At 38.5% G+C, this 22590-nt stretch carries 17 protein-coding genes, 1 tRNA gene and 1 riboswitch; of the genes, 10 read left to right on the plus strand and 8 right to left on the minus strand.

Going from position 1 to position 22590, the window contains the following annotated elements; genetic code table 11:
• The first annotated feature begins 45 nt into the window (after positions 1–45).
• Complete coding sequence (locus VF06_RS16440; RefSeq protein WP_099067454.1) at positions 46–663, plus strand: Uma2 family endonuclease; 618 nt, start codon at positions 46–48, stop codon at positions 661–663.
• Between the two features lie 44 nt (positions 664–707).
• Entirely contained in the window at positions 708–1253 is a 546-nt protein-coding gene (locus tag VF06_RS16445) for a hypothetical protein (protein WP_099067453.1), read from the plus strand.
• A gap of 263 nt (positions 1254–1516) precedes the next feature.
• Here the strand turns inward: VF06_RS16445 and VF06_RS16450 are convergent, their stop codons facing one another.
• The 3 genes from VF06_RS16450 to VF06_RS16460 form a co-directional block, all read right to left on the minus strand.
• On the minus strand, positions 1517–2845 hold the full coding sequence (locus VF06_RS16450) for a voltage-gated chloride channel family protein (protein WP_099067452.1): 1329 nt from the start codon (positions 2843–2845) through the stop codon (positions 1517–1519).
• A 94-nt stretch (positions 2846–2939) separates the two neighbouring features.
• Complete coding sequence (locus VF06_RS16455) at positions 2940–4583, minus strand: cation:proton antiporter (protein WP_099067451.1); 1644 nt, start codon at positions 4581–4583, stop codon at positions 2940–2942.
• A 95-nt stretch (positions 4584–4678) separates the two neighbouring features.
• Positions 4679–4763: riboswitch (Fluoride riboswitch) on the minus strand.
• Positions 4764–4907: 144 nt separating this feature from the next.
• Positions 4908–6095, minus strand: a complete 1188-nt coding sequence (locus VF06_RS16460; RefSeq protein WP_099067450.1) for an MFS transporter — start codon at positions 6093–6095, stop codon at positions 4908–4910.
• A 114-nt stretch (positions 6096–6209) separates the two neighbouring features.
• Here VF06_RS16460 and VF06_RS16465 point away from each other — a divergent pair, with 114 nt between their 5' ends.
• From VF06_RS16465 to VF06_RS16480, 3 genes are all read left to right on the plus strand, one after another.
• Positions 6210–8318, plus strand: coding sequence for an NAD-binding protein (locus VF06_RS16465; protein ID WP_244918049.1), 2109 nt, complete (start codon positions 6210–6212; stop codon positions 8316–8318).
• Positions 8319–8891: 573 nt separating this feature from the next.
• Positions 8892–9758 carry a zinc metalloprotease HtpX gene (locus tag VF06_RS16475; RefSeq protein WP_099067449.1) on the plus strand — a complete coding sequence of 289 codons (867 nt, stop codon included), beginning with the start codon at positions 8892–8894 and terminating at the stop codon, positions 9756–9758.
• 86 nt (positions 9759–9844) lie between these two features.
• A complete protein-coding gene (locus VF06_RS16480) occupies positions 9845–10282 on the plus strand; it encodes a hypothetical protein (RefSeq protein WP_099067448.1) in 438 nt (145 codons plus the stop codon).
• Between the two features lie 235 nt (positions 10283–10517).
• Here VF06_RS16480 and VF06_RS16490 read toward each other — a convergent pair whose 3' ends face one another.
• On the minus strand, positions 10518–11699 hold the full coding sequence (locus VF06_RS16490; RefSeq protein ID WP_099067446.1) for an RtcB family protein: 1182 nt from the start codon (positions 11697–11699) through the stop codon (positions 10518–10520).
• A 408-nt stretch (positions 11700–12107) separates the two neighbouring features.
• On the opposite strand from VF06_RS16490, the gene VF06_RS16495 reads away from it, so the two are divergent.
• The 3 genes from VF06_RS16495 (at position 12108) to VF06_RS16505 (ending at position 13829) form a co-directional block, all read left to right on the plus strand.
• The gene (locus VF06_RS16495) at positions 12108–13007 is read left to right on the plus strand and encodes a class I SAM-dependent methyltransferase (RefSeq protein ID WP_099067445.1); all 900 of its coding nucleotides are present in this window, start codon (positions 12108–12110) and stop codon (positions 13005–13007) included.
• Positions 13004–13729 carry an HAD family hydrolase gene (locus VF06_RS16500; protein ID WP_099067444.1) on the plus strand — a complete coding sequence of 242 codons (726 nt, stop codon included), beginning with the start codon at positions 13004–13006 and terminating at the stop codon, positions 13727–13729. The genes VF06_RS16495 and VF06_RS16500 overlap by 4 nt, the downstream gene beginning before the upstream one ends.
• A 27-nt stretch (positions 13730–13756) precedes the next feature.
• A tRNA-Ala gene (locus tag VF06_RS16505) sits at positions 13757–13829 on the plus strand.
• 199 nt (positions 13830–14028) lie between these two features.
• On the opposite strand, the gene VF06_RS16510 is transcribed toward VF06_RS16505, so the two are convergent.
• The 3 genes from VF06_RS16510 to VF06_RS16520 form a co-directional block, all read right to left on the minus strand.
• Complete coding sequence (locus VF06_RS16510) at positions 14029–14388, minus strand: hypothetical protein (RefSeq protein ID WP_099067443.1); 360 nt, start codon at positions 14386–14388, stop codon at positions 14029–14031.
• Positions 14389–14703: 315 nt separating this feature from the next.
• Positions 14704–16446, minus strand: coding sequence for a tetratricopeptide repeat protein (locus tag VF06_RS16515; protein ID WP_099071376.1), 1743 nt, complete (start codon positions 16444–16446; stop codon positions 14704–14706).
• Positions 16436–17728 carry an ATP-binding protein gene (locus tag VF06_RS16520; protein WP_099071375.1) on the minus strand — a complete coding sequence of 431 codons (1293 nt, stop codon included), beginning with the start codon at positions 17726–17728 and terminating at the stop codon, positions 16436–16438. The genes VF06_RS16515 and VF06_RS16520 overlap by 11 nt, the downstream gene beginning before the upstream one ends.
• A 1021-nt stretch (positions 17729–18749) precedes the next feature.
• On the opposite strand from VF06_RS16520, the gene VF06_RS16525 reads away from it, so the two are divergent.
• Complete coding sequence (locus tag VF06_RS16525) at positions 18750–19655, plus strand: sulfurtransferase (RefSeq protein WP_257208128.1); 906 nt, start codon at positions 18750–18752, stop codon at positions 19653–19655.
• 20 nt (positions 19656–19675) lie between these two features.
• Positions 19676–19834 carry a hypothetical protein gene (locus VF06_RS40850; RefSeq protein ID WP_180267580.1) on the plus strand — a complete coding sequence of 53 codons (159 nt, stop codon included), beginning with the start codon at positions 19676–19678 and terminating at the stop codon, positions 19832–19834.
• Between the two features lie 70 nt (positions 19835–19904).
• On the opposite strand, the gene VF06_RS16530 is transcribed toward VF06_RS40850, so the two are convergent.
• Positions 19905–20774: a CmcJ/NvfI family oxidoreductase gene (locus tag VF06_RS16530; protein WP_099071373.1), complete on the minus strand. Its 870-nt coding sequence runs from the start codon at positions 20772–20774 to the stop codon at positions 19905–19907.
• Positions 20775–22590 lie beyond the last annotated feature (1816 nt).

Consider the following 22590-nt stretch of genomic DNA (forward strand, 5'->3'; position numbering starts at 1 on the left):
ACCTGATAAGTAATTATTGAGATTTAGTTTACTCATATTTTGGTTATGACTGCTGCCATTCCCGTTTTCAAACCTGTTAGCCAGATGCAATTGTCGCCTGGTAGCACCGTGACCATTCCTGATGTAAGCTGGGAAGAATTTGAATCTATTTTGCAAGAATTGGGAGAAAAAAGAACTACAAGAATTGCTTATAGCCAGGGTAATTTAGAAATTATGGCTCCTTTACCAGAACATGAAATTCCCAAAGATTTAATTTCTGATATTGTCAAAATATTGCTAAAAGCTAAAGATATTAGATATCAACCTTTTGGTTCCACCACCTTTAAAAAGCAAGGTTTAGCAGGAGTAGAACCTGATGCTTGCTTTTATATTCAAAATTATCAACAAATGATTGGTCGTCGCCGCTTACAACCCGATGACCCGCCGCCAGATTTAGCGATTGAAACTGATGTCACATCAAAAACTACTCTGGATGCTTATGAAGCCATTGGAGTTCCAGAACTATGGGTTTATGACAATGGAAGCCTTTCTATTTATTTGCTTCAAGAAGGAAAATATATAAAATCTGACACGAGTCCTAATTTTGAGAATATAGCTATTACTCAAATTATTCCTGCGGCTGTAGAACGTAGTTGGCAAGTAGGAAGTTTTCAAGCTTTGTAAGAATTGGAAGCAACGATTTAGTAAATTACACAAAGTCTATATTTATGGAAAACCTTTTTGTAATTGGTCGTTTAAATGCAAATCCTCATTATTATGATTACTTTCATTATTTAGTTTTTAATGAAAATGGAACTGTAGATATGGGAGCTGGAGCAGGACAAGCAATAATTGTTGTTGTTCAAGGAAAATATTCAGTAGTAAAAATTGATGATTATTCTGCTTTTATTAATTTTTATGAATTAAGTGAAATCAATCAGTATATTAGAAATGGTAATATCGGAGATAAAATTCAAGATATTTCTCCCTTTTCAGTTAAAGTAACAAAAGAAAATGGAATTTTTGCTTTTTACCAAGAAGTTATTTGGAATATAAAAAATGAAGAAGAATATCCATGCTATTTATTTTCTACAAGATATGTATTTGATTCCGATCCCTTAAATTTTGCTAAAAAACGCAGTCAAAGAAACCTCTATTATTTAATAGAACAGAAAGATTTCGATGAATCTGAAAAATATTATTATCCTCAAGCTGAGTGTAAAAAAATGATATTGAGAGAATTACAAGAGCTTGGGATTACACCGATTGATTAACATACTATAAACTAAATTCATCTAAATGATGAGTGAATAAAATCGAATTATTTATCAAAGCGATCGCTAACGATAATTACCAATGCTAAACTCTATGAGCATAGTAAATTTTTATTCTAAACGGCATATTTGTGAAATGCTCGCAAATATATAAGTTAAGCATAGCGGTTATGGCACATACATAACTACTCTGACAATTGCGATGCCTACGGCGGTAAATTATGCACTTTCTTTCCTAATTATCCATTAGTTTCATCAAAAAATTATTCTTGAGAATTACTTTCTCCTTGTTCGTTATCATCAGGCGAATCAATTTTACCTCGCCGATAATTAGCCAAAGTCACTCCTTCTTCTAAAGATACAGCAGAGTATTTACTCAAGCCGATACGCTGTGACGAATAAATTCCTGAATGACCAGAAAATAAGTAACTTACTACACAACTAATACCAATAAATACGCCTGATTCTAAACCGAATAATTCAATTCCCATGAGAGTTGATGCTAAGGGTGTATTTGCTGCGCCTGCAAACACGCCTACAAATCCCATTCCTGCTAATAGTGGTGCGGGTAATCCTAAAATCAATGACAAAGCATTACCTAAGGTTGCACCAATAAAAAACAAAGGTGTCACTTCTCCTCCTTTAAAACCTGCACCTAAAGTTAAAGCAGTTAAACCCAATTTGGCTGCAAAATCCCAAGGAGGTAGTTGAGTGTAGAAAGCATCAACGATGGTTGGGATACCAAGTCCAATATACTTAGTTGTACCACTTAAAATCACAATTATTGCTATTAGCGCCCCACCAATTAAAGGACGCATTGGAGGATAGGATATTTTTGTTTTAAACAAGTGACTGATTTTATGAGTTACTTGAGCAAAAAATCTGGCAACTAATCCAAAAATCACACCAGCAATAATCGCAGAAATTAATCCCCAAATTGTCAGGGATGGTATAGATGGAGCGTGTCTATATGCTGTATGATGCAAACCAAATAGTAAAGTTACTTCATTTCCAACGATCGCCGCAATCAAAGAAGCAAAAAGAGCATCGTAATGAATCTTTCCAATGGCTAAAACTTCTAGACCAAATACAGTTCCTGCAAGGGGTGTACCGAATACAGAAGCAAATCCACCACTAATACCTGCTGTTAATAAAATTCTTCGATTAGCTCCTTTAAAATGGAATATTTTTGTCAATTGGTCGGCTAAAGAAGCACCCATTTGTAATGCTGTACCTTCCCGACCGGCTGAACCACCAAATAAGTGAGTTAGGTCTGTTCCTAATAAAACTAAAGGAGCCATACGTCCGGGAATAATATTTTGAGGATTATGGATTTCTTCTAATAAAAGATTATTTCCAGCTTCTACAGACCTGCCAAATTGATGATAAATCCAACCACTCAAAAAACCACCAAAAGGAAGCAAAGCGATAATCCAACGATGTGATTCTCGCCAATCAGTTGCCCATTCCAATGATGCTAAAAGAATAGCAGATGCGGTTCCCGCAAGAATGCCAATTACAAAGGCAATAGGCAACCATTTAATTAGGTGTGGCAGTGCGATAAATATTTCAAATTTACGAAGATTTTTCATGTTAGTTTGTAAGTATATTATGAGTCAAAATTCCAAATTCAAAAATGAGAATACTTAAAAAATCATTTGTTTGTGCAACTCTCAGTTATACAATCTAAAATTTAAAATCCAAAATTAAATTTTCATGACTTTCTAAGAAAATTACAGGTATTGGACTGGTTTCTAAAACAGCTTGTGAAACTGAGCCAATTAACACTTGTTCCCAAGGTCGATGTCCGCGTTTTCCCATAACGATCGCAGTCACAGAATACTCTTTAGCAATGCGGATAATTTCTTCTGGAATCGTACCTGTAACAGTTAAAAATTCATATCTAATATCAGATAATAACTGTTTAGCTTGTTGTTTTATTTGTTCGATATCTTGCTGGTTTGAAGTATTAATTACATGCAAAACAATGACTTCGCCATTACTGCGGCGTGCTAAATCTGCAACTTTGGTTAAAACTTCTGTGGCCAAACTTGATGTATCAACTGCTGCTAATAACAAAGTACGAGTAGCAACTGTAACTTTGCTTGGGTCAACTTCACCTTTGTTGAGCAATTTAGGAGCAAAAGTCATAGTTCCCCAAGCGCCTAAAGGTGCAGTGATTAAAATTGAAAGAGCTGCGATCGCTAAAATTATCTCTCCTCCCGCAATTCCTTGGGAGAGGGGTATTGCCCCGATGGCTGCTTGGACTGTGGCTTTGGCTGAGTTCCCTGGTAACAAAAATAATCTTTCTCGCCAATTCCAATTACTACCCAAAGTTGACAGATACCAACCCAACATCCGACCAATCAGTAAACCAATTGCTAAAATTAAAATGCCGGGTAAGAGAATTTTATTTAATACTTGCAGTTGAATATTTGCGCCTAACAATACAAACAAGAAAATCTCAGCTACTATCCATAAACTATCGAAGCCACCGCGCAATCTTCGCGCTAATGGAGCATCTAATTCAATCAAGAAAAATCCCATAGCCATTGCTGCCAAATAACCAGAAAAGTAAGGCATAACATGAGCTATAATTACTAAAAATAAGGCTAAACTAGCAGCAATTACAGTGTCTTGAACGACGTTTTGAGTCCAGTTTTGTTTGGTTAAGAGTAAAACTAATAAACGAGCCGCTAAATAGCCAAACAATACTCCCAAAAATATTTGCACGATAATTTGAAATGGCAGCAGTTGTAGAGCAGTTAAAGTCAACCCCCCAAAGGTAATCTGCTCAACACCTGTATCACTTAAAAAACCCAACAGTAGGCTAAAAACTAGTAACAGCAATACATCTGATAAAGCACTACCAGTTAAAATTGCATCGGGAATTCCTTTGGTGACACCCCAGCCTAAACTTTTGAGCCTCAACATTCCTGGGACAATTACAGCCGGAGATTCAGCACCGATTACACAGCCCAAAAGTAAACCAGTGGCAAAGTTAAATTTAAAAATTACCATAGCAGCAAAAGCGATCGCCATTGCTTCTGTTGCTGCTGGCAAAAACCCCAAGCGCAACGCCACAGTTCCCTGTTGAGCTAGCTTTTCTCGATCTAAACCAAGTCCAGCTTTCATTAAAATAATCATTACTGCCAAAGTTCTTAACTCATCAGCAGCACCCAACACATCTTCACTGATGACATTCCGAACTTGGGGGCCAAGAATAATCCCCACTAAAATCATGCCAATTAAAGGCGGAGCGCCTAAACGACGGGCGAGTTGTCCGACAAAAAAGCCCATCATTAAAATCCACAATACACTGGCTAACATTTCATGACTCCTTGAGGTGCAATCTGTAGATTTTCACTTTCTACAGAAGAGTCAGGTAATGCATTTAGCCAAGCCCTACTCTCCCGCAGTTAGCGAAGAAAGTAGGAGCCATCAGCCTTTCAAGTGATGATTTATCGGGTTGAAAAGGCGGTTTTGGCGAGCTCCATCGCCATTAATTTGGCATTAAATTAAGGATACCATTTTTGGCGTTGCTGATTTCATATATGAAAACAATTGTGCATGATATCAAAATCCTTGTAGAGACGTTGCAATGCAACGTCTCTACATCTGAATTCATACCACAATTTAGCAAAGCCCCATTTTTTAATATTTATTTTTTTGAGAAAGTAATAATAATACAGCTGCGATCGCCAACAAGCTCCCACTAATAAATGTTGCCTCTGCTCCCAATGTTTCCCACAAACCACCAGCGAGGAAACTAGCAGGTAAAAGCGCTATTGCCACAGCCAAATTGAAAAATCCAAAAGCAGTGCCACGCAGATTTGCAGGTATACTATCTGCCACTAATGCCAACAACAATCCTTTACTCATGCCCAAATGCAAACCATAAAGGGCAAACAATCCCCAAACTTCCCAAGGTGCTTGTGCGAAGGCGAAGCCCAGATATACTAAAGCGTAGAGGAGAAATCCGCCTACCAATAACCCAAATCTACCCAAGCGATCGGAAAGTATTCCTATAGGATAGGCGCTGAAGGAGTAAGCTATGTTCATGACTACAAATGTCAACGGTATCAGTGAGGCGGAAATACCTGTTTGTTCTGCTCGCAGTAATAAAAAAGCATTGCTGGAGTTGCCTAAATTGAATAGTAGCGCCACTACTACCAGCATCCAATATTTTTGACCTAAACTCTGTAAAGCTTGCCATTGCAGGGGATTGCTTCGCTTTGCTTGTGTTTCGTTTGTTTCGGGTTCGCTGATTCCTACTGTTAATAAAGCCACCGCGAAAAAACCAGGGATGAGGGCTAGCCAAAACACCAGGCGGAAGTTGTTTTGGGAAGCAGCCATTAAAGCAAACGCTATCAAAGGCCCCAAGAATGCGCCGATGGTATCCAGAGATTGACGCAATCCGTAGGCTGCACCACGTACCTCTGATGTAGTAGAATCGGCGACTAAAGCATCACGGGGTGCGACTCGGATACCTTTGCCAAAGCGATCGCCAAATCGAGCGATTAACACCCCAGTTGGACTGGTAGCTACAGCAAATAAAGGTTTCACAAAGGTAGATAACCCATAGCCAAACACCGCTAAACCCTTGCGATTTCCCAAGCGATCGCTCAACACTCCCGAAAAAACTTTCAAAACTGAAGCTGTTGCTTCCGCAATGCCTTCAATAATACCCACTGTCAACACATTCGCGCCTAAAGCTGATACCAGAAACAACGGTAACAGCGAATTAATCATCTCGGAGCTAATATCAGTCAGCAAACTGACAAACCCCAACACCCAAACAGTACGGGGAATTTTCTGAAAAAATTTATTTTGTAGTTGCATATTGACTGCTACTCTGACAAATACCGTAGATATATAATGATTCTCTTTTAACTTTTGCTTTTTGTACTAGCATTCAAAGCTGATAACCGCGTTTTCCCATTACAATAGCAATATATGATACGCCTCGGTCAAGCGTGTACCAAGCGGTATGATATGGTGTCATCATCAGAAAATAATTATCAGCCTGTTAAAAATTCTCCAACAAAACTAGATAAATTTTTAGTTTGTGGGCTAGGAAGTTTGGGTCAACATTGTGTTGCTATCCTCAAAGAATATGGTGCCATTGTTAATGCCATCGATTTAGAACAACCTCAAAATTTACAAATTCCAAATTTATTAAATTTATTAGAAAATTTATTCTTTGGAGATTGCCGTCAAGCTAGTGTTTTAGAACAAGCAGATATTAGTCAATGCCGGACTATCATTTTAGCCACTGGTAACGAAAGAGTAAATATAGAAGCTGCCTTTGCCGCACGGCTTTTAAATCCTCAAGTTCGTTTAGTGATACGTTCTGACAAACAAAATCTCAATCAACTTTTAAGTCAAACTCTTGGTAATTTTATTGCCTTTGAACCGAATCAAATTTCTGCTTCTGGCTTTGCTGTTGCAGCCCTTGGAGACGAGCATATTGGCTATTTTCAAGTAGAAGAACACCAATTTCGGGTAGTCAAGCATCAAATTCAAATGCACGATCCCTGGTGCAATCAACTGCACATACACGAACTGAATACTCAAAATCTCCGGGTTTTATATCACACTTATGATGCATCTGTTTTACCTAAAGAATTTCATCAGTGGGAACCAGAGAGAAAATTACGCCCGGACGATACTATTATTTATATTGAAGTGAAAGAGCAACTCCAAAGTTTGAAAAAAGTTGCCATTAAGCCACAACGTAACTGGCAGCAGTTATGGCAAGAAATTGTATTGGGCAGAGTTTGGAAAAATTTCCAACAACAAATTCCATCTTGGAGGCGAAAATTACATACCTATCAAAGTTTGCGGGTAGCAATCATTTGCGGACTAACAGTAATTTTTCTTTGGTGCATTGGAACAATTATTTATATCTTAAATTATCCTCATAGTAATGTAGTCGAAGCCTTTTATGGTACTGCTGTTTTACTATTAGGAGGATATGGAGATTTATTTGGCGGTATTAACTTTCAAACTCCACCAGAACCAGCCCAACACATGCCTGGATGGTTGCGATTATTTAGTTTGGTACTAACTTTAACGGGTATAGGCTTTGTTGGGGTATTATATGCATTGCTCACTGATGTCCTTTTAAGTTCAAGATTTCAATTTTTCAAGAGTTACCAACCATTAATCCCCGTAAAAAACCATGTTGTACTCATTGGATTAAATCGAGTCGGTCAAAGAGTAGCAGCTTTATTAGAAAAATTCAAACAACCTGTGGTGGGTATTAGTAGCACAGGATTGGGCATAGATTTTTTCCATAAAATCCCAGTAATTATTGATAGTATTACTGATGCTTTAGGAAAAGTGAATTTAGCTAATAGTAAAAGTGTCGTTGTAGTTACAGACGATGACATGGAAAATTTAGAAATAGCTTTGATGGTACACGCCCAAAGTCCTACAACTCGTGTGATTATTCGGACTTACGACCGAAATTTTCGTGATAATGTCGCACGCTTATTTCCTTATGCTCAAGTTATTTGCACCTCTGCAATTTCCGCAGAAGTTTTTGTCGCTGCGGCCTTCGGAGAAAATATTCTCAGCTTGTTTAACTTTGATACTCAAAGTATTTTAGCAGTGGAGTATACCATTGAAGTCGGCGATACACTCAACGGATTACTTTTGGCTGAGGTTGCCTATGGTTATGGAGTAGTGCCAATTTTATACCAAAATTTCAAGCGATCGCCAGTCAAATTAATGCCTTCTGATAATATACAGCTTGCGGTTGGCGATCGCCTCATCGTTCTAGCCAATACCAATAGTCTTCAGCGCATTGAACGAGGCGAAATGTTTAACAAAACTTGGCAAGTAGAAATCGAAAAAGCATTAGCTGAAGATGCCATCTTTGATGGTGCTAACGAAATCAGTATTATCTCAGGATGCAGTATCGGCACAGCCAGAAAATTAATGGATAATTTGCCCGGACAACTACCAAAAGCATTATATAAACAACAAGCTTTACGTCTAGTGCGGAGACTATCTAAATTAAGAGTAACAGCTAGGTTGAAACCCTTTTCTGATAACTGAATAATGTAGAAGTCAGAAGTCAGAACTCAGAATTCAGAAGTCAGAATTCAGAAGTCAGAACTCAGAAGTCAGAAGTCAGAATTCAGAAGTCAGAAGTCAGAAGTCAGAAGTCAGAATTCAGAAGTCAGAATTCAGAAGTCAGAACTCAGAATTCAGAAGTCAGAAGTCAGAATTAAGAACTCAGAATTCAGAACTCAGAATTCACAGCGTTAGTGATTTAATTATGAATTGTTTTTTGTTAAATTAATATTGTGAATTATTAATCAAACGTATAACTACAGATAGATGCAACTTTACATTGCGTTACGTTAGATTATATATAAAATATTAAAATGAAAGTAGTCATTAAAGTTTGCGGCTTGCCGCATTCATCAAAAAGTCAGACTTGAATTTATACTGAATTCTGACTCCTGAATTCTGAATTCTTCTTGATTAATTCCAGGGGGAAAACCGTACATATTGGATAGGTTTTCTGCATCCTACTATCTAATTCTAGCTCGATACAATCAAAGTGTAGCTTAATCAATGCTGTTTTCTAGAAAAACCATACAGCATTAGCAGGAGAGCAAAAATATGGGAAATCAATTCAAAACAGCTGCTTTGTTAGCTGCACTAAGTGGTCTTTTAATAGCAATTAGTTACTGGGTAATTGGTGGTACTAGTGGCTTATTGGTTGGAATCGTCTTAGCAGCAGTAACAAATCTGTTTTCCTGGTATCAATCAGATAAAATTGCCCTTGCAGTATATCAGGCACAGCCTGTGAATGAAAGGGAAGCACCGGGACTTTATCGGATGGTGGAAAAGTTGTCTCGTCGTGCGAATATTCCTACACCTAGAGTTTATATTGTTCCTAGCCAAACTGCTAACGCCTTCGCTACAGGGCGCGATCCAGAACATGCTGCTGTTGCTGTTACTGAAGGCATTTTGAATATATTACCAGAGGACGAACTCGAAGGCGTTATCGCCCACGAACTCACCCACATTATTAATCGTGACACCCTCACGCAAGCGGTTGCTGCAACAGTGGCCGGTGCGATTTCATTCCTCGCACAAATGGTAAGTTACAGCCTGTGGTTTGGTGGTGGTTCGCGAGACAGCGACAGGGGTGGAAATCCTTTTGGTGTTTTGTTAACTGTAATGCTTGCGCCATTAGCTGCAACAATTATTCAGCTGGCAATTTCACGCACAAGAGAATTTTCCGCTGATGCTGGTTCTGCAAAATTAACTGGTAATCCCCGTGCTTTAGCTAGAGCTTTACAAAGATTAGAAGCTACAGCCAGACAGATGCCTTTAAACACTAATCCAGCTTTCGAGCCATTATTAATTATTAATTCTATTTCTGGACAATTTTTGGGTAACTTATTCTCCAGTCACCCGGCGACAGAAGCGCGAGTTGCAGCATTATTAAAATTAGAACAACAGCTGACAACAAGAGCTTAATTGAGTATTGGGCATTGGTAACAATTCCCAATCCCAAATCTAAAATCCAAAATTGAATTTGCTTTGCAATTAAGGATGTTTTAAAGATGACTTCTAACAACATCGAATCCGTTGAAGCTACATTTGTGGAAACAACTGAATCTACAGTCATTGTAGAAATCAGTTCTCAAACTGATGCATTAGTAGAAATTGAAATGGCTGGTGAAAGTGATGAAGTGAAGCGCGAAACCAAAGCGCTAATTGAAGCACTAAAAAGACGCGCTCAAGCCGAAGCTGATTCCGCAGGTACTCTCACTCGTGAAACTTATTTAAATGCCGTGCGTCGAGCCAGAGAATTGGTTGAAGGAAGGAAATTGATTGAAGGCAATCGCCTGCAATTAGAAAATGCTTTGGCAGTATTTCAAGACGAAGCCCAAAGAAATTGGCACTTGATGATGAAGGATTTAGTAGATTTCAATTATCGCTTACAAAAAGCTGCCAAAGCTGCTTGGGAAGCCTTTAATCATCCTTATTCTCAAAATTAAATAGTTGATGCCAAAAGCAGTTCATATCAATTGCACATTAGACTTCTTGCAGAAGTCGGGAAAAGGGGAAAGGGAAAGGGGGGAAAAGGAAAAGGGGCAAAGGGAAAAGGGTTTTTATTTGCCCTTTTCCCTTTACCCCTTACCCTTTTCCCCACTTCTCTTAGAAGTCTAGTCAACAGTCAACAACTACCACAAGTAGTTATGCTTTTTCAGCGTGTATTAGCTTACCCTGAATTTAACCTTTGACACACATAACTTGTTTCAGAGTTGCCACAACTTCCACTAAATCTGCTTGATTTGCCATAACTTGTTCTATTGGTTTATAAGCACCGGGAATTTCATCTAAAACGCCAGCATCCTTTCGGCATTCTACCCCTTGAGTTTGCTCAATTAAATCATCAAGAGTATAGACATTTTTGGCTTTATTTCTAGACAATAACCGACCAGCACCGTGGGAGCAAGAACAAAAACTGTGGGCATTACCTTTACCTTTAACAATGAAAGATTTTGCCCCCATTGAACCAGGAATAATCCCATAATCTTCTGTTTGGGCGCGGACTGCACCTTTACGAGTCACATACACATCCTCGTCAAAATGCACTTCTTTTTCGGCGTAATTGTGATGACAATTCACCTGCAATAAAGGTTTAGTTGCTTTTCCACCTGCGAGATGTTTCTCGACTATGTGCTTAAAACGCGCCATCATTACATCGCGGTTCACACGGGCATAATCTTGCGCCCATTGTAAATCGTGCCAGTATGCTTGGAATTCTGGCGTACCAGCCACAAAGTAAGCCAAATCGGGATCGGGTAATTTCTCACCTGCCATCTTGGCTAATTCCTTGGCTGTGTTAATGTGACACTGAGCGAGATTATTGCCAATGTGGCGCGAACCAGAATGCAGCATTAACCAAACTTGATTCTCTGTATCGAGGCACACTTCAATAAAATGATTTCCTCCACCCAGAGAACCCATTTGTTTCATTGCTTTGCTTTGGAGGTCTTGCACGCCGCGATGCAAATCTTTAAAATCATTCCAACCTTGCCAATTAGTAACAGGTTTTTCAACGTCTTTGTTTTCGTTGAATCCTGTAGGAATTGCGGCTTCAATATCCAAACGGATTTTTTTGAGTTTACCTTCCAATTGTTCGCCAGTAAATGGGGTTTTGATAGCACCCATACCACAACCCACATCTACGCCGACAGCAGCAGGTATAATCGCTTCTTTGGTGGCTATTACAGAACCAACTAAAGCACCTTTACCTAAATGAACATCTGGCATTAAAGCTAGGTGTTTAAATACAAATGGCAGCGATGCCACATTTTTTGCCATCTTGGTTTCTTCTGGCCCCAAAGCGTGATTCGCCCAAGATAAAACGGGTGCTGGTGTAGTAATTTCTAACTGTTCGTAGGGCATAATTTTCTAATTTGAGATTTTTAATTTTAAGTTTTAAATTGGTAATTTGGCATTAGGTGGGTAAAGGCACTGGGGATAAGAGACTTCTAAGAGAAGTCGGGAAAAGGGGAAAGGGAAAGGGGGAAAGGTTTGGTATTTTCCCTTTCCCCGGTTGGTGAGCTTGTCGAACCATTAACCTTTTCCCACAAAAGTGCAAAAAGCACTCTTGTGCAAGAGGTCTAGTCAACAGTCAACACTTTCAATTTCAACGCCCGCATTACAAAATAATTCTATATTACAAATATAATACACTTTCATCTTTCCTACCTCCTCAGCGCCATCCCTACACAATGAAAAAAAAGATGTATTAAAATTTGTAAAGAAAATAATTCTGATTAAAACAGTTTTTACACTTCTTACACAATACCTATGACAGTGCGTCAAGATACAATCTGGGAACGTTTTTTATCGCCTGTAGCGCGTTTGTTCATTAATGAAGATGAGTTGCGGCGTTATCAACAGAGTATTGATTGGGAGAAAGAAAGCGATCGCTATCGCCGAGCTGATGTCATAATTCCATCGTACTACAGCAATCAAAACTTTCACGGCATCAAAGGCGGATATCTTACTTCTGATGCGGCGGTTACTTACGACCCCATAACGCAGTATGTTCTGCTACCTAACGAAAATCTGATTCGTCAGGCTTTAATTGATGCTGTCAAAGTCAAACCACGACGCATACTCGATTTAGGTTGCGGTACGGGTTCCACTACTTTAATGTTGAAACAAGCTTTTCCTGAAGCCGAAGTGATTGGTTTGGATTTATCACCTTATATGTTATTGAGGGCACAACATAAAAGCCAAGCTGCTGGTTTGGATATAGTCTGGCGACATGGAAATGCTGAGAAAACTGGTTTGAGTGATGCAACATTTGATTTGGTGACAGCTGCTTTACTATTTCACGAAATACCAGATGCAGTGTCATTGGCAATTTTGCGCGAAAGCTTCCGGTTATTGGTAACTGGAGGACAAGTGTTAATTCAAGATGGCAACCAAAAGACTCTGCGTCAATTAGAATGGCTCAATGACCTTTTTGAAGAACCATATATTCGTGAGTATGCCAATGGTAGCGTTGATGCGAATATGGGTGCAGCAGGGTTTGAAGCTGTGCGAACTCAAGACGTTTGGTGGATAAATCAGGTAACTAGCGGTATTAAACCGATTGCATCAGAAAATATCCGTCAAGCGAGTGCAATTTCAATAGACACCACAATAGATAATAATAATTTGGAGGAACTTGGATCGCCAGCGTTTGGCATAATCGCATGACTTTAAAGGCAGTTCTCTTTGATTTTAATGGTGTCATCATTAACGATGAGCAAATCCACCTGCAACTGATTGATGAGATTCTCATTCAAGAGAATCTGCAACCACAGAGGGTTGATGAGCGTCAAACTTCTTTAGGACGCAGCGATCGCGCTTGTTTTACTCAACTACTCTCCAATCGTGGTAGAATCGTGACGGAAAAATATTTAACTCAACTGCTGCACCGCAAAGCTGAAGCTTACACGCTAGAACTGGAAAAAATTGAGAAACTGCCTTTATATCCAGGTGTGGAAGATTTAATCTATCAAGTGCGATCGCGTAATCTGAAATTAGGATTAGTCAGTGGTGCTATTCGCAAAGAAATAGAACTGGTACTACATCGGGCTAAACTGAACGAATACTTTAAAATTATTGTCGCCGGTGATGACATCACTGCTAGTAAACCAGAACCCGATGGTTATCTACTAGCAGTGAAAAAGTTGAACGAAGAATACCCGGAATTGAATCTCCAACCCCAAGAATGTCTAGCAATTGAAGATACACCAGCTGGTATTCAAGCAGCAAAGCGATCGCACATGCAAGTGGTGGGTGTAGCGAACACTTACCCCTTTCACATGCTTCAGCGCTGCTGTAACTGGACTGTCGATTACCTCACTGATTTAGAACTCCAACGCGTGCAGGAAGTTTATTCTCAAAAACAGTCCCAGCCATCAGTAAGTGAATGATAAAATATTCATTGGTGAATCAATTACGGGGAATTAGCTCAGTTGGTAGAGCGCTGCGATCGCACCGCAGAGGTCAGGGATTCGAGTTCCCTATTCTCCATTTGTCCGTTGTGGAAATTATAGCAGGGAAGAGGCAATAGTTTGGTAGTGGAGTGTTTTAGCTAATTTGGTGCTTTAGTTTTTGCTTGATTCCTCCTCAAAAACTAACTGGATAAAGATGTTTGAGTTTGACTCTGGCATCTTCAATGCCCGATCGCACTTAATATAAGTGGTAGGTATGGCGATCGCATCCTTAGTTTTTAACGATATGCAATGATTTGTCCCAAATGCTTGAGGATTTTTAGAACCTGATAAAGATTATTACGGTATTGCGAACCGTTTGCAAACAACTCAGAAATAGCATATTGTTTACCCAAAGTTTTGATAAATAAATAGCTGCTACCATGCAATTGAGTTGTGTCGCCTCGCAATTGAATTGCGTCGCCTCGCAATTGAGTTGCGTCGCCTCGCAATTGAGTTGCGTCGCCTCGCAATTGAGTTGTATCGCCTCGCAATTGAGTTGCGTCGCCTCGCAATTGAGTTGCGTCGCCTCGCAATTGAGTTGTGTCGCCTCGCAATTGAGTTGTGTCGCCTCGCAATTGAGTTGCGTCGCCTCGCAATTGAGTTGTGTTGGTGTGCGATTGCTAAATTAATCTTTTTTTTAACTGTGGCGATCGCAACTTAATTAATAGTTATCAATTTTGTAACAACGAACCGCATAGACGCGGTAGCGGCTTCCCGCAGGGTAGGACGCATTCGCCAAGCGTCTCCTCAGAGAAGGACACAAAGAAATAAGAGTTTGAGAGAGTTTTTGCATAAGTCCTATATTTGAAACCTTTCCCCCTTTCCCCTTCCCCTTTCCCCTTTCCCCTTTTCCCTTTCCCCTTTCCCCTTTCCCCCTTCCCCTTCCCCTTCCCCCTGCGTCTGATTTCCACTCAAACTTTTTCTAAATTTTCCCGCATCGCCAGACATCGGGCATGATTCACACCCCGAACTCGCTCACAAATTTGTAATGCTTGCAAATAAAGAGATCTGGCTTGACTATAACGCCCCGTTTCCCGATAAATTTCGGCTAAATTATTCAGACTTTCGGCAACATTCGGATGATTTTCTCCCAACAACAGCTTATCAAGTTCTAACGCTTTGATACATAAAGGTTCCGCCTCTTGATAGCGTTTCTGTTCCCGATACAAATAACCCAAAGCATAGATAGTATCTGCTAAAAGTGGATGCGCTTTTTGTAATACGCGCTGCTTCAGTTCCAAAGATTGCAAAAACAAAGATTCTGCTTCATCGTAGCGTCCTTGAGCGCGGTAGATTAAACCTAAATTATGCAAATCTGTCGCCACATCAGGATTTTCTTCGCCTAAAAATTGCTTGTCTAATTCTATAGCTTGTTGCGATAAAGGTTCAGCTTCACTGAAGCGTCCTTGATGGTAATAAAGTAGGGCTAAATTATTTAATATCAACGCAACAGAAGGATGATTTTCACTCAGTAAAACTTTAGCAATTTCTAAGGAACGCAGATACAAAGGTTCTGCCTCATCATAACGTCCTTGCTCATCATATAATAATGCTAAATTATTCAGACTAGCCACAACATCAGCATGATTTTCTCCCAACAAATTTTTCCTTAATTCCAAAGCTTGTTGATAGAGAACTTCTGCTTTGTTATATTGTCCCGTAGATTTATAAATTCCTGCCAAATTATTCAAACTAGTAGCATAAGCAGGATGATTTTCACCTAATAGGCGTTTCCTTAATTCCAAAGCCTGTTGATATAGTGGTTCTGCTTCGCTGTAGCGTCCTGTTGCACGATATAAACCTGCTAAATTGTTGAAACTAGTAGCTAAGTCTATTTGCAAACCTAATTCATTTTGCAATTCAATGGCTTGACGCCAATACTTGATTGCTAATTCTTGTTCTTCTTGATAATTTTGAGACTCACCACGTTCTAATCTACTGCGGTAAATATCACCCAATCTAGAATATAAAGTAGCTAAGCTAGGGTCTTTAGTTCCTCGTTCGTGTTCGATATTATCAATTAGCCTTTGTAAATCTTGGATAGGTAAGAAGAAATGATTATTTACATTAGTATCTGTGCCAGCTAATTCTGTATCTCGAAAAACAAAACGTATAGGTTCTAATTCTTTACCAGCAATAGCATTAGTTTTTTTAGACACAAATCGAAATACACCATTCCGCCAACTCCAAAAATCAGGAGCTTTTTTACTCAAGTTAACTAAAATTTGATTAGTTACCCAAAGGACAATTGTAAAAGGAAAATCACGCAATCCTTCCCTTGTCCATTGTAAATAACCAAAAAATTTCTCCTGTTCTGATTGTTCTTGTCCTAATCTGAGGAAATAAAGTTGTTCTGCACCCGTGACAGTAATTATCGCTGGTTGACGCTGACGCAGATATTCTTCTTGTTCTACGAGTTGGTTGAGGGCAGCTTTTAAACTTGGTTCATGGCGTGCTAAGATTACCCGATATGCACAAAAATTCAGTTGAAGTTCGGCTTCATATCTAGCAATAATTTCATCGCGAAAGCCGGGATCGTCACAAACCGCAATTAATAAATTTAATCCTTGGGTTTGAGCTTCAATAGAAACAATTAAATCATCATAAGCATCTTCATTATCCCCCTCATCATCTAACAAATCTTCATTGGACATTAATAGCTCCCTGCCTTTTCAAGCTTTCGATAATAATTGGATGAACATCGTACCATGTTTCTTCAGTGCGATATTCTAGAACGTATAAACTATGTAGTAAATCTAAAAATTCAGGTTGTTTGGGGTCATTGGGCATAAATTCTTCGTAAACACTTTGTAAAATATCAATATCAACTTTTCCTAAACTGATAGAAAAATCATTGCGAATTTTATTGATTGCTTGGGCGAGAATTCCATCGTCAATAATAACTTCGGCGTTGGGATTGCGTCGAATCATCCGCAAACAAATACGGCAACATTCTTTAGAAATGCGAATTAATTCTCGTAATACGCCCCCACTATAAATTACAATTTTTTCAGCAGTTTCTGGTGCTATTAATTCACTGGCAATGCGCTTGTGTAAAACTTCACCGAGAATCTTTGTTGCTTCGGAACGCGGTTGAGCATGAGGAAAGCGATTTTTACCTTTGTCAAAAATTTTTAGGACAGGCATTGCTACAATTTGGTCATTAGTTTCAGTGGCAATGATTGTGCTAATAAAAGTTTCTCGTAAAACTGCAATGGGTATTGTGTAGATAATCCGAAAATTCGGTTGACAAAGAGCTTTAATATTATCTTTGTAAATTTCATTCACTCTGCCTAAATCCAGTTTATCTAAATCATCAATGATGACTAAAACATCTTGTTTAGTTGCAGCTTGAATCAAAGCCGCAATTTCGTTAATTCTCGCCACTAAATCTGAAATTTTGCGCTCAAACTCTTGTTTAATTTCATCCCGGACGCTAGCATCAGCTTTTAATTTAGAACTAATTAACTTGAGTAAGTCAAAACCTATCTCAGCCTCTACTTGCAAATTTAATTCTTCAGTGCGAGTCCGGGTAGCAAACCATTTATAAAGAGCCTCTTTAGTACTTTGAGGAATATCAACTTGGCGCGCTTCTGCTTCTGCCATTAAATTGACTGCAATGGCAAAGAGAATATTAATATGGTTCACTGCTGACATTTCAATTTTGTCAGCAATGGAAAATAGAACAACAAAATACTTATTTTGAATCTGCCTGCTAAATTCAGCCAACAAAGTTGACTTACCACAACCGCGATGTCCTGTAAAGACAATTTTGCCATCTTTATTGGGACTGTCTTCAACTAATTGGTTGAGGTCTGCAATTAAATCATCACCATATTCGACTCTAAATCTTTCCATCTCGTTCCGTTCCATTAACGGAAATAGTTCGAGATTGCTATATGCTGACTGAAAGGAATTTAATAATTCTTGAGACATTAGATTGTGCCGTAAAAGTGCTAGCTATTCATATAATGCCTCATCATTTTTGTTGTTAAAGCTCAGGCAATGTCTAGAAAAGATGATGCCGATTTTATTGATAAAGATTTATCAATTAATAATTACTAAGTAACTTTTATATGATGTCTTAAAAAATAGATGCTCTCTACCAAAATATCAACCAATAAACAAGTAACATACCTGAATCATGCATCAGGCTAAATAATAGATTATACATCAATTTATTAAATATCAATAATAGATTATACAAACTTGATAGTAAAAGTTACTTAATAAATCAAGAAAATAAAATTTTCAGTTATAAAAATAAATTTTTAGTGTGGTTTGTTGATTAGGGCGCAATGTCACTTACTGAAAGCTATTTTTAGGTAAATAGACGATACTTTAGGGCGACAACAGTTACATTCAATTCTAGATTGTAGCTAGCCTAACACGGTTAAAGGGCAATACAGTTCAGTTAAGCATTTTTTCCTTCTCTTTCTCTCTTTTCTCTGCGTCCTCTGCGCCTGGAGCGGTAGCCTGCGGCAAGCCGCTGCGCGTCTACGTAAAAAAAATGACTTTGACAAAGAGTGCTAGCTTTAACACCAAGCGTATTGGGTTAAAGGGGAAAAGGAAAATACCAAACCTTTCCCCTTCCCTTTTTACCGACTGCTGCAAGAAGTCTACTTTATTGACTAAAAAATATCAGGCTAAAATCCTAACTGCGAATTTCTTCCTGAAATATATGGAGAAAATTCCAAGTATTAATACATAAATCATTATTTATTTACTTGTGTTCTATTTGTGAATATGAGATGATTATTTACATTTAATACTGTTAATCGACGTATTTGCAGTATTTAACTTGTGAAACAGACGGATATCTGTATTTTGCAACCTCGAATAAAGGCTGCACAATTTGTTTTGCCGACTTACACAAGAGCCTTATTCGATAGTAAGGAGTGTAGATGTGAATTTAAGATATTTATTGTCCAAGTTGAAAAAACCGAAGTTATTTACTTTGGCAGCAGTATTTTTTGCTGTTGTGTTGATTGTCCCGTTATTACCTTTTTCTGCATTTTCCGCTAGTCCTCGTGCTAATATTCAGTTTGTTTCACCAAATTGGGTTATCGAGAATTCCAAAAATGCAAATTTGCGAATTCTGGATGTGCGAAACTTTCCTCTCGACTATATAGAAGGACATCTTCCTGGGGCAGTAAATATTGCTGATACTGCTTTTCGCGGCCCCAGACAAGGCTTACCCGTGCAGTATTGGAACAATGAAAAACTAGCACTAATCTTTGCGAATTCTGGATTAACAAATAACAGTCGGGTTCTTGTATATTCAGATGACAGAGATGTTTTAGGGGCAACAATGGTTGCTTATTTACTAGAACGTGCTGGACTGAAAGATATTGCTGTATTAGATGGTGGTTACACAGGTTATAAAGCTACTCAAGATGTAACCAAAGAATTTCCTAAATATTCAGTGGGAAAATTCACACTTAGGGATAATCCTTCAGTGCGAGTGAGTTTAAATGATGTGAAAAAACTCATCGGCAAACCAGGAGTAACCTTTATCGATCCCAGACCAGAAAAATTATTTCGGGGCGAGGAAAATATTTGGATACGTAACGGACACATTCCTGGTGCGCGGAATATTCCTTGGGTGACATTTGTAGATGCTCAAAATCCTCACAAGTTAAAGTCATTAGAGGAGATTAAGAAAATTCTCGCTGATAAAAAGATTAATCCTTCAAGTGACATTATTATTTCTTGTAGCACCGGCAGAGAAGCAACATTACAATATGTCGTTTTAAAGCATCTGCTTGGCTATCCAAAAGTCAGGGTTTATGAAGGTGCTTGGACTGAGTATAGCACTCAGAAGGATTTACCAGTGGCTACTGGAGAGGAAAAATCAGCTTAATAGTAAATCAGGATAAATGTATGAAATATGCAATTTTGTTCGTTGCAGCAGCAATTACAATCTTGGGGCCAGTAGATGTATTTGCTAATAACAATCAAGATCGAGATAGCTTAGTAAGTTGTAGAAGGAGTAAAGACCAATCTCCAGTAAATTCTACAAGCGATCGCTCAGGAGCATAGTAAGAAAATCTCCCGCTAAAATGTAAATTATTTAGCGGTGAGATTGTCAATATTTTGCACTCAAACTGAGTTATTCAGGAAAGAACACGAATGTCCGCAACTCGATACTCTCTCGTGGAGGTGCATTTGGGGGGCTGGTGGGGTCTTCAAATCCCGTATGGAGTGCAAAGCGGGCGCGTCCGTCTTCTGCGGAGTCGAAACACTTAATCAATACCACTTCGTTCCTTTGCATTTGTGGCAAGTAGTACCATTGATGTTTTGGATTATAAGTGACGGCGTAGGTTTCCCCAATGCGATCGGGGTATATGAGATCGTTCACTACCAAGTCTGTTGGTACAACACTTTGGGCATCACATAGTGTTAGTGGTGATTCTTGAATTGTGTCGCCAATTCCTCGCCAAACATTGATAATCGCAAACCGTCGTTGTAACAGGCTATCAATGTTATCTATACCCTGTGCAGCTAACTCTCTGCGGGCGCGTCTATGTCCACCTGAAGTACTGAAGTCATTATGTACGCGTTTCACAGGTTCCCTAATTCCACTATTGATATCCTGCTTCATCAATGTGGCGTTACGCAAGGTGCAATCAAATATCACTACTTCAGTTGCACCAGTCGCTTCTTTTAATAACTGTTTTGCTTCTGGGTAATAAACTTGACGTACTTCCTCTCGATCGTAAAAGTTACGGACGCTGGTATTATGCTGGGTAAATGCAAAACCTTCTCGGTCTAGCGAAATATTTTGTGCGATGGAACGAGCATTGTAAATTGGCACTTTGTATGACTGATAGTTGCCATTGGAACGAACAACACCTGATGGTGGTTCATAAGCATAGCTAAAAAGCTTGTCTGTAGTTGGCAACAGGTAACTGAGGTTAGCCTCCACAGATGGCAAATCCTCAACAATCGGTCTGTCTAGAACTTGGCTATTTAAGCTCATAAGTCATACCATTTGTAATTTTGTGATTAGACCTAAGTTCAAAAAGAAAGCAACGAAGGGGGAGACAAGGAAAGATTTGTCTCCTTTATTTGGAACACAAAAGACGCGGTTTCTGGGAACTCCAAAAAATAAAGAGCAACTTCAGGTGGTTGAATGTTGACTGTGAATCATTAAGGGTCAACAGTCTTCTATGGAATTTTTACTTGGAAGTCCCTAAATAAGTTATCTCTGCATCATCATTACGGAGATATGAATAATTTAGCTTTAGACTACTGGCTCTATTATAAAATACAGTTTATCTACCGAGTATAAGGTGTTTATTTTAGGAGTATTGCATGGGCTTTAATAAAATTCAAGCCCTTAGACAATAAAATTAGGACTTAGGCAACGCCGATATTGGACTTCTAAGAGAAGTCGGGAAAAGGGGGGTACATGTTTGGTATTTTCCCTTTCCCCAATTTAAAGATGCTTCCCTTTGACCACAAGAGTGCAAACAGCACTTTTGCAAGAAGTCTATTGTCATTGCGATGGAAACAAAGTGTAGGAGAACAATCCCAGTGTCAGGAGAGATTACTACGCCATCGCTCCTAATGAGGAAATTACGTTATTTTTGCGTCATTCGTGAAAATCTATCGATGCGCCGGGCATACATCGCGGCAATTTGCAATCAAAAAGCCCCTGGTCAAGTCAATACCAGGGGTATCCATCTTTATTCCCTGATATATAGAATGGCATCTGCATGTCTATGATAGATAGCTAGTTATGCAATATTTTCATAATATCAATGACGTTTTTGCAATTAGATTGGTAATTGGCGCAAAAACTCAGTAAAAAGGCTTAGCACTGAGCTAAGCCTTAATATGTTTAGTGCTAAAAGAGACATCGAAATTAATTTAAACTGAGTTTACAGACAGTTCATCTTCCTATAGGATGTGTCCAAGTATTCTAAAAACTGCTAAGCAATTACCTAATAATTTTTAATAAAAGGCTTGGCTAGGCCAAGCCTCTATATATACCAAGCATTTACTACACCAAGATTAATTTAGACTTACTCTTACTTTAGTTCATCTTCCTATAGGCTGTGTCCAAATATTGAAAAATTTGATATACAATTTTTTGGTTACTGAATAAAAAAAAGGTTTGGCTCTAAACCAAACCTGAACAATTGCTGTGCTTAACAACGTACTAAATTAATTTAGTTCTACTCTTTCTACAGATCATCATCCTAGAGAATGTGTCTAAATATTGTGAAATTTGGTATTTATTTATTTTGTAAAAATATTGACTATTTTAATTCCAGTACATATAAAAATATACTAGTATATAGTCCTAAAGTATGAAAAATAGTTCATAAATTCATAAACTATTTTATACTAAAGGTTTATGCGGTAGAGTGCTAAGTTTAAAATAACTCATCTTCAATTTGAAAAATCTGATTACCACCCTGTACTCACCAATACCACTTGCTACAAGTCTCTTAACTCCACTCCCAACCCAAATTACTATATGACTCCTATTTGATTGGGTGAAAATAACTCTGTACAGCCATACTCTCTGAAACCCTTTTACCTTACTACACAAATAATTTCAGATATTAAACCGGATTCCTATATCTTTGATTGCAAGTTAGTATAAATTCAAAAATTAAAGCAGATTAATGGATGCATACCTGTGTCAACGGTAAGCGCAAACATAATTTCTAAGAGATAGATTTTAAACACTATCTTTAGTTCATATTCACATTTGAAAAAAAACCCTGGATATTATTCCAGGGTACATACACGTTTTTCAGGCATTAACAGGCTGAATATTAACT

The organism is Nostoc linckia z4 (assembly GCF_002608075.1).
GTDB lineage: Bacteria > Cyanobacteriota > Cyanobacteriia > Cyanobacteriales > Nostocaceae > Nostoc > Nostoc linckia.

Excerpts from the sequence above, each read along its gene's own strand:
- VF06_RS16520 (WP_099071375.1), bottom strand. The coding sequence starts at position 17,728 with ATGTCTCAAGAATTATTAAATTCCTTTCAGTCAGCATATAGCAATCTC.
- VF06_RS16445 (WP_099067453.1), top strand. The coding sequence starts at position 708 with ATGGAAAACCTTTTTGTAATTGGTCGTTTAAATGCAAATCCTCATTAT.
- VF06_RS16480 (WP_099067448.1), top strand. The coding sequence starts at position 9,845 with ATGACTTCTAACAACATCGAATCCGTTGAAGCTACATTTGTGGAAACA.
- VF06_RS16465 (WP_244918049.1), top strand. The coding sequence starts at position 6,210 with ATGATACGCCTCGGTCAAGCGTGTACCAAGCGGTATGATATGGTGTCA.
- VF06_RS16455 (WP_099067451.1), bottom strand. The coding sequence starts at position 4,583 with ATGTTAGCCAGTGTATTGTGGATTTTAATGATGGGCTTTTTTGTCGGA.
- VF06_RS16475 (WP_099067449.1), top strand. The coding sequence starts at position 8,892 with ATGGGAAATCAATTCAAAACAGCTGCTTTGTTAGCTGCACTAAGTGGT.
- VF06_RS16515 (WP_099071376.1), bottom strand. The coding sequence starts at position 16,446 with ATGTCCAATGAAGATTTGTTAGATGATGAGGGGGATAATGAAGATGCT.
- VF06_RS16490 (WP_099067446.1), bottom strand. The coding sequence starts at position 11,699 with ATGCCCTACGAACAGTTAGAAATTACTACACCAGCACCCGTTTTATCT.
- VF06_RS16530 (WP_099071373.1), bottom strand. The coding sequence starts at position 20,774 with ATGAGCTTAAATAGCCAAGTTCTAGACAGACCGATTGTTGAGGATTTG.
- VF06_RS16460 (WP_099067450.1), bottom strand. The coding sequence starts at position 6,095 with ATGCAACTACAAAATAAATTTTTTCAGAAAATTCCCCGTACTGTTTGG.
- VF06_RS16495 (WP_099067445.1), top strand. The coding sequence starts at position 12,108 with ATGACAGTGCGTCAAGATACAATCTGGGAACGTTTTTTATCGCCTGTA.
- VF06_RS16440 (WP_099067454.1), top strand. The coding sequence starts at position 46 with ATGACTGCTGCCATTCCCGTTTTCAAACCTGTTAGCCAGATGCAATTG.
- VF06_RS16450 (WP_099067452.1), bottom strand. The coding sequence starts at position 2,845 with ATGAAAAATCTTCGTAAATTTGAAATATTTATCGCACTGCCACACCTA.
- VF06_RS40850 (WP_180267580.1), top strand. The coding sequence starts at position 19,676 with ATGAAATATGCAATTTTGTTCGTTGCAGCAGCAATTACAATCTTGGGG.
- VF06_RS16500 (WP_099067444.1), top strand. The coding sequence starts at position 13,004 with ATGACTTTAAAGGCAGTTCTCTTTGATTTTAATGGTGTCATCATTAAC.